This is a genomic window from Bradyrhizobium oropedii (assembly GCF_020889685.1).
In the GTDB taxonomy this organism is placed as follows: Bacteria; Pseudomonadota; Alphaproteobacteria; order Rhizobiales; family Xanthobacteraceae; genus Bradyrhizobium; species Bradyrhizobium oropedii.
Map to the genome: position 1 here is coordinate 1 of NZ_JACMYO010000286.1, position 7,752 is coordinate 7,752.

4 protein-coding genes and 1 pseudogene are annotated in these 7,752 nt (G+C 65.9%); 4 read left to right on the forward strand and 1 reads right to left on the reverse strand.

Annotated features, from left to right (window positions below):
• Nucleotides 1–138 precede the first annotated feature (138 nt).
• Together H8A95_RS40325 and H8A95_RS40330 are read left to right on the forward strand one after the other, a co-directional pair.
• A complete protein-coding gene (locus H8A95_RS40325) occupies nucleotides 139–906 on the forward strand; it encodes a ribonuclease HII (RefSeq protein WP_229188085.1) in 768 nt (255 codons plus the stop codon).
• Between the two features lie 289 nt (nucleotides 907–1,195).
• Entirely contained in the window at nucleotides 1,196–2,704 is a 1,509-nt protein-coding gene (locus H8A95_RS40330) for a glycosyltransferase family 39 protein (RefSeq protein WP_229188086.1), read from the forward strand.
• Nucleotides 2,705–2,809: 105 nt separating this feature from the next.
• Here the strand turns inward: H8A95_RS40330 and H8A95_RS40335 are convergent, their stop codons facing one another.
• Entirely contained in the window at nucleotides 2,810–3,631 is an 822-nt protein-coding gene (locus tag H8A95_RS40335) for a uracil-DNA glycosylase (protein WP_229188088.1), read from the reverse strand.
• Nucleotides 3,632–3,823: 192 nt separating this feature from the next.
• On the opposite strand from H8A95_RS40335, the pseudogene H8A95_RS40340 reads away from it, so the two are divergent.
• Both H8A95_RS40340 and H8A95_RS40345 read left to right on the forward strand, forming a co-directional pair.
• Nucleotides 3,824–5,481, forward strand: a pseudogene (locus H8A95_RS40340) (electron transfer flavoprotein-ubiquinone oxidoreductase).
• A gap of 432 nt (nucleotides 5,482–5,913) precedes the next feature.
• On the forward strand, nucleotides 5,914–7,701 hold the full coding sequence (locus tag H8A95_RS40345; protein ID WP_229188087.1) for a tetratricopeptide repeat protein: 1,788 nt from the start codon (nucleotides 5,914–5,916) through the stop codon (nucleotides 7,699–7,701).
• Nucleotides 7,702–7,752: the final 51 nt, after the last annotated feature.

The window sequence follows — 7,752 nt, forward strand, 5'->3', positions numbered from 1 at the left end:
GACCTCTCCCCGCACGCGGGGCGAGGTGAAGTGGAGATCGTTTGGGGCATGGGACATATGTCGACGGCGGATTGAATAACGGGGAAGGGCGCCGGGTTCCCGGTTGCGCCGTGGAGCCGGCTTGATCACCATCCCCGCATGATTCGAGACAAGTCCAAAGCTACGTCAAAGACCACGTCGAAAAAAGCACCGGCCAAGCCGGCCAGGCGGGTCATCGCCGTGACCCGGCCGAGCTTCCGGCGCGAGCGCGCGCTGATCAAGCGCGGCGTCTGGCCGGTCGCCGGCTGCGACGAGGCGGGGCGCGGCCCGCTGGCAGGTCCGGTGGTTGCCGCCGCCGTGGTGCTCGATCCGAATCGCATTCCAAAAGGTCTCGATGATTCGAAGCGGCTGACCGCCGAGCGCCGCGAGGAGCTGTTCGAGGAGATTTGCGCTACCGCCGCGTTCTCGGTCGCGGTGGCCTCGCCGGCGCGAATCGATCGCGACAACATCCTGCGTGCCTCGCTGTGGGCGCTGGCGCGCGCGGTGCATGCGCTGCCGGAGATGCCGAAGCACGTCTTCGTCGACGGCCGCGACAAGCTCGCGACGCCCTGCGACTGCGACGCCGTGATCGGCGGCGACGGCATCGTGGCCTCGATCGCGGCGGCCTCGATCATCGCCAAGGTGACGCGCGACCGCCTGATGTGTGCGCTGGCGCTGGATTGCCCAGGCTACGGCTTCGAGCAGCACAAGGGCTACGGCGTCCCCGAGCACCTCGAGGCGCTGGACCGGCTCGGGCCGAGCACCCATCACCGCAGCTTCTTCGCCCCCGTCGTCGCCGCGCGGCTGAAGCATTTCCCTCGCCCGGCCGAGCCCGACCTGTTCACGGTGGATACTGAGAGCGAAGCGGCCGCATCCGCTGCGGCGTAGTTCGCGAGGACGCCCGCCCATCCTCTGCTGTCATCGCCCGAACACCCGTCGGTCATGTCCCCGGGCTGAACACTTGACCGGGCGATCGAGTATTCCAGAGACAGCCGCTTTCGATCGAGAGGCCGCGGCGTACTGGATGCCCCGCCTGCGCGGGGCATGACACCGGTGTTTGACTTTGCACCGTGGACTCATCCGGCCCCGGTTGCCTCCACCGCCGCCTCCCGTTATCAAAACCCTCGGGATCAGATTGCGCCGCTAGATGCGGTAGCTGGGGCATTTCAGGCGTTTCATGCGGTTTACCTCCCTGGTTGTCGAACTGATCCGCGCCCGGCCGCGCCTCGTGGTCTGGGTCGTGGTGCTGGTGCAGGCCGCGATCTGGCTGTTGCTGCCGCTAATCTTCTACGGCAGCCCGCCCGGCAACCTCGCCACCGTCCTTGCCTTCGGCCGCGAATACCAGGTCGGCACCGACATGGGGCCGCCGCTGGCGTTCTGGCTTTCCGACATTGCGTTCCGTGCCGCCGGCAATCACGTGTTCGGCGTCTATCTCCTGGCGCAGGTCTGCGAGATCGTCACCTTCATCGCCTTCTACTCCCTGGCGCGCGCCATCGTCGGCGGCCCGCAGGGCGTGCTGGCGGTGCTGCTGTCGATGACGGTCGTGGTGTTCTCCTCGCCCAGCGTCGAGTTCGGCCCGCTCATTCTGGCGCGTCCGCTGTGGGCGCTGCTGCTGCTGCATTCCTGGCAATTGATCGGGCAGAACCGGCGCAGCGCCTGGTTCGCCTGGTCGATCGATTGCGGCTTGCTGCTGCTGACGACGCCGGCGGCGATCGGCATGATCCTGCTCGTGGTCGGCTTTGCGGTCGCAACCGAGCGCGGGCGGCGTACGCTGCGCGCGGTCGATCCGCTCTATGCGCTGCTCGTCATCATCGTGCTGGCGCTGCCCTATCTGATCTGGCTCATCCGCGCCGACGTGCTGGCGCTGCCGGCCTTGCCAGCGCTTGCCGATCTCAAGGTGCGCGCGCTGCGCTGGGGCGTCGTGCTCGGCGGGCTGATCGTGGCGACGGCCGCGATCGTGCTGCTGGCGATCCTCAATTCGCGCTGGTTCGCCCGCGATAACGAGGACGCGCCGATCATCTACCGTCCGCCGGTTAGCCCGCTGGCGCAGCAATTCGTTTATTTCTTCGCGTTTGCGCCGGCGATCGTGAGCAGCTTCGTCTCCGGCCTGTTCGATCTCGACCGCACCTTCGGCGGCGCCGGCGTGGCGCTGTTGATGTCGGGGCTTGCCGTCGTCGTCGCGACCGGCGATCTGATCCGTCTCAGGCGGCAGCGGCTGTTGCGCTCGGTCTGGGCCTTCGCCGTTGCGGCACCCGCCGCGCTCGCGCTGGCCGCGGCGCTGTTCCTGCCCTGGACCAGCACCACCGAGGTGCCGACCTCGCTGCCGGCAGCCGCAATGGGGCGCTTCTTCGACGACAGCTATGAGCGCCGCACCAATCAGCGCCTGCGCGCGGTGGCCGGCGATCCTGAGCTCGCCAGCCTGATTGCGATGAACGGGCGCCGTCCGCATCTCTTGCTCGACGCCGCGCCGCAACGAACGCCCTGGCTGTCGGTCGCGAAGTTCAACGAGACCGGCGGTGTCGTGGTCTGGCGCGCGCAGGACACCGCCGGCACGCCGCCGCCCGAACTCGCGCAACGTTTCCCCGGCCTGGTGCCGGAAGTGCCGCGCTCGTTCGACCGGCTGGTCAATGGACGGCAGCCGGTGCTGCGGATCGGCTGGGCGATCGTGCGGCCGAAGGGGTCATAGCGTGGAATCCGTAGGGTGGGTTAGCGAAGCGTAACCCACCGACTTTGCTCATCGCGGAAAGAATGGCGGGTTACGCCTTCGGCTAACCCACCCTACGAAGCAACGCTACGCCGTCGCGGGCTGCAGCACCTTCGCGATCGCGCGCAGATCCTGCCACGACAGCCGCTTGTAGGACGGCGAGCGCAACAGATAGGCCGGGTGGAAGGTGGCGACTGCACGGATCGTGCGCGTGCCGGTGTCGTAGTCGATCCATTTGCCGCGCGTGCGCATGATGCCCTCGCGCGTGCCGAGCAGCGCCTGCGTCGAGGGATTGCCGAGCGTCACCAGCACGTCGGGATTCACCAGCTCGATGTGGCGCTGGATGAAGGGCAGGCACACCTGCGTCTCCTGTGGCGTCGGCGTGCGGTTGCCCGGCGGCCGCCACGGGATCACGTTGGCGATATAGGCCTTGCTGCGGTCGAGCCCGATCGCCGCGATCATGCGGTCGAGCAGCTTGCCGGAGCGGCCGACGAAGGGCAGGCCCTCGATGTCCTCATCGCGGCCCGGCGCCTCGCCGACGAACATCACGCGCGCCTGCGGATTGCCGTCGGCGAACACCAGCCTGGTCGCGGTGTGTTTCAGCGCGCAGCCGTCGAACGCCTCCATCAGCGCGCGCAAGGCTTCAAGCGTCGGTGCCGTCCGCGCAGCCTCGCGTGCGGAGGCGATCGCGGCTTCCGGCGCCACGGTGATTTCGCTCCGCGGAACTGAAGGCATCGGCGGCGGGCGCAGCGGATTGAGCGCGACCGGCGGCCGCGGCGCGGCGGGCGGGGGAACTGGCTCGGGTTCTTCCAACCGGTTGACCGGCACGTCGCCAAGCGCGCAATCGACCCCGGCCTCGAGGTAAAAGGCGAGCAATTGCTGCAGTGTAGGGGTGGGCTCGGGCGGCAGGGCCATCATGGGCGCAATCTAGAGCATCGACCGGAAAAGTGGAGGCGGTTTTCGGAAAAGATTATTCTCTGCGGTATCCGGACGGTGCAAAGCCATCGAAGCGCAATTCCATGGTTGTCCTGCGGTCAAAAATCGGAAACAACGACTTTTGAAAAGCTTAGAAGCGTTCTCAATGGGCTGAGATCAAAGATCATGAGTGCTGAAGACCTTCCCCCGCGCGAGTCTATGGAATTCGACGTTGTCATCGTCGGCGCCGGCCCGTCGGGCCTGTCGGCCGCGATCCGGCTGAAGCAGCTCAATCCGGAGCTCTCGATCGTCGTGGTGGAGAAGGGCTCCGAGGTCGGCGCGCACATCCTGTCCGGTGCGGTGATCGATCCCGCCGGCCTCGACAAGCTCGTGCCCGACTGGCGCGAGGATGCCGACTGTCCGCTGAAGACGCAGGTCAAGCAGGACCGCTTCTACTGGGCGACGTCGCAAGGCTGGTTCCGCATCCCGAACTTCATCATGCCGCCGTTGATGCACAATCATCACAACTATATCGGCTCGCTCGGTAATGTCTGCCGCTGGCTGGCGCCGAAGGCGGAAGCGCTCGGCGTCGAGATCTATCCGGGCTTTGCCGCCACTGAGGTGCTCTATGACGACAAGGGCGCGGTGCGCGGCATCGCTACCGGCGACATGGGCATCGCCAAGGACGGCAGCCACAAGGATTCCTATACCCGCGGCATGGAGCTGCTCGGCAAGTACACGCTGTTCGCCGAGGGCGCGCGGGGCTCGCTGTCCAAGCAGCTGATCGCCAAGTTCAAGCTCGACGCCAACTCCGAGCCGCCGAAATTCGGCATCGGCCTGAAGGAAGTCTGGCAGATCGATCCGGCGAAGCACAAGAAGGGCTGGGTACAGCACACGCTCGGATGGCCGCTGAACGACAAGACCGGCGGCGGCTCGTTCCTCTATCACTACGACGACAACCGCGTCGCGGTCGGCTTCGTCGTCCATCTGAACTACAACGATCCCTATCTGTCGCCGTTCGACGAATTCCAGCGGATGAAGACTCATCCTGATATCCGCGAGGTGTTCGAGGGCGGCAAGCGGCTCGCCTATGGCGCGCGCGCCATCACCGAGGGCGGCTACCAGTCGGTGCCGCGGCTGACCTTCCCGGGCGGCGCGCTGATCGGCTGCGCGGCGGGCTTCGTCAACGTGCCGCGCATCAAGGGCGTCCACAATGCGATGGGCTCCGGCATGCTCGCCGCCGAGCACGTCGCCGCCGCGCTGGGTGCCGGACGCGCCAATGACGAAATCGTCGAATACGAGAATGCGTGGCGCTCGTCGGCGATCGGCAAGGACCTGTTCAAGGTCCGCAACGCCAAGCCGCTGCTGTCGAAGTTCGGCAATCTGCTCGGAATGGCGCTGTCCGGCTTCGACATGTGGTGCAACACGCTCGGCTTCTCGTTGTTCGGCACCCAGTCGCACGCCAAGCCGGACCGCAAGACGCTCGATCCATCCAAGCAGCATCAGCCGATCGCCTATCCGAAGCCGGACGGCAAGATCTCGTTCGACAAGCTGTCGTCGGTGTTCCTGTCCAACACCAACCATGAGGAGGACCAGCCGGTCCATCTCAAGGTCGCCGACATGAACCTGCAGAAGACCTCGGAGCACGACGTGTTCGCGGGCCCCTCCAACCGCTATTGCCCGGCCGGCGTTTATGAATGGGTCGAGGAGGGCGCGAGCCCGCGCTTCCAGATCAACGCCCAGAACTGCGTCCACTGCAAAACCTGCGACGTGAAGGATCCCAACGGCAACATCACCTGGGTCCTCCGGAGGGCGGCGGCGGTCCGAACTACGAGGCGATGTAAGGCCAGGGTGAGGTCAAGGCGGCCGACCACATTTGCGTGAGGCCGCCGCCAACCTGCCGCACCCCTCGCGTGGCCTCTGTCATGTGGAAGCGGCGGATTGCACCGTCGGATACATCTGGGGACGCGGAACAGGGGGCCGCGGCGTCAGTATCCGGCGCTTTTTGCGTCGGCGCGCGAATATGCCGAGCCCGGTCACGATACCGCCATAGTGGGAGCGTCTTGCGGTGGGCTGGCTGGATCGGCGGGCCTAAAGGCCTAATCTGCCAATTGATTCGTCACGGGTTGCCTTTGGGCGATCCTTGCGGATAACCGCCAAAAGCGGCATTGTCGCTCGCCGTGATGCCGCCGCTTGGGTTCGCATTTTGAGACTGATCGCAAGATCTTGGCCGTAAGATCCATCTTGGCGTAAATCCCTGGAGCAAGGCGACCGTGATGCTGTCCACCCGTTTCAACCGCCTGACGATTGCCCTTCTTGCTGCCGCGGCGCTTGCCGTGCCTGCGCAGCTGGCGGCGCAAACGCCTGACCATCCGACCGACAATGCCGCGCAATTCCCGTCCAAGACCGACCTGAAGTCGCTGACCACGGCGGGGAGCTATCTCGCCGCCCGCCACGCCAGTGTCGAGCGCGATGCGTCCTCGGCTGCGGCGTTCTACCGCTCCGCGCTGCGCACCGACCCGAAGAATTCCGAGCTGCTCGACCGCGCCTTCATCTCCTCGCTCGCCGACGGCGACATCGAGGAGGCGGTCAAGCTCGCCGACCGTATCCTGACCCAGGACAAGGCCAACCGCGTTGCGCGCCTCGTCGTCGGCGTGCGCGACCTCAAGCTGAAGAAATATGCCGCCGCGCAGTCCAACATCAACCAGTCGGTGCGCGGCCCGATCACCGATCTGGTGGCGACGCTGCTGTCGGCCTGGGCGGCCTATGGCGCCGGCGACAGCAAGGGTGCGGTCGCCTCGATCGACAAGCTGACCGGCCCCGAGTGGTATCCGATCTTCAAGGACCTGCATGCCGGCATGATCTACGAGCTCGCCGGCAAGGAGAAGGACGCCGGCGCCCGCTTCGAGAAGGTCTACAAGCTCGACGACTCGATGCTGCGCACGGTCGACGAATATGCGCGCTGGACCTCGCGCAACAAGGACGCCGCCGCCGCGACCGCGATGTACGAGGCGTTCGACAAGAAACTGCCGCGTCATCCGCTGGTGCTGGAAGGCATCAAGGAGACCAAGGCCGGCAAGAAGCTGCCGCCGCTGATCGATTCACCGCAGGCCGGCGCCGCCGAGGCGCTGTACGGCATCGGCGCGACGCTGACCCGCCGCGGCGGAGAGGACCTCGCGCTGGTCTATCTGCAGCTCGCGCTCTATCTGCAGCCGAACCATCCGCTGGCGCTGCTGTCGCTTGCCGATCTCTATGAATCGGTGAAGAAGCCGCAGATGGCGATCAAGGTCTATGAGCGGATGCCGGCGTCCTCGCCGCTGAAGCGCAACGCCCAGATCCAGCTCGCGACCAATCTCGACGCCGCCGACCGCAGCGACGAGGCGATCAAGATCCTCAAGGAAGTCACATCAGATCAGCCGAAGGACGTCGAGGCGATCCTGGCGCTCGGCAATATCGAGCGCGGCCGCAAGAAGTTCGGCGACTGCGCCACCACCTATTCGCAGGCGATCGATGCGCTGCCGGCCGGTAACGGCGACAAGAATGCCTGGGTCACCTACTACTATCGCGGCATCTGCGAGGAGCGTTCCAAGCAGTGGAACAAGGCCGAGGCAGACATGCGCAAGGCGCTCGAGCTGCAGCCCGAGCAGCCGCATGTGCTGAACTATCTCGGCTATTCCTGGATCGACCAGGGCACCAACCTCGACGAAGGCATGAAGATGATCAAGCGTGCCGTCGATCAGCGCCCTGACGACGGCTACATCGTCGACTCGCTCGGCTGGGCTTACTACCGGATCGGCAATTTCGAAGAGGCGGTGAAGAACCTCGAGCGCGCGATCGATCTGAAGCCGGAAGATCCGACCATCAACGACCATCTCGGCGATGCCTATTGGCGCGTCGGCCGCACCCTGGAAGCCAAGTTCCAGTGGGCGCACGCCCGCGACCTCAAGCCCGAGCCGGAAGAGCTGCCGAAGATCCAGGCCAAGATCGACAACGGCCTGCCGGATGACACCTCCAACGCCGCCGCCGCCGACAAGAAGAAGGACGACGACGGCAAGGGTGGATAGGGCTCGCGGGTGCGGCAAACTCGGTGTCGTCCCTGCGAAAGCAGGGACCCA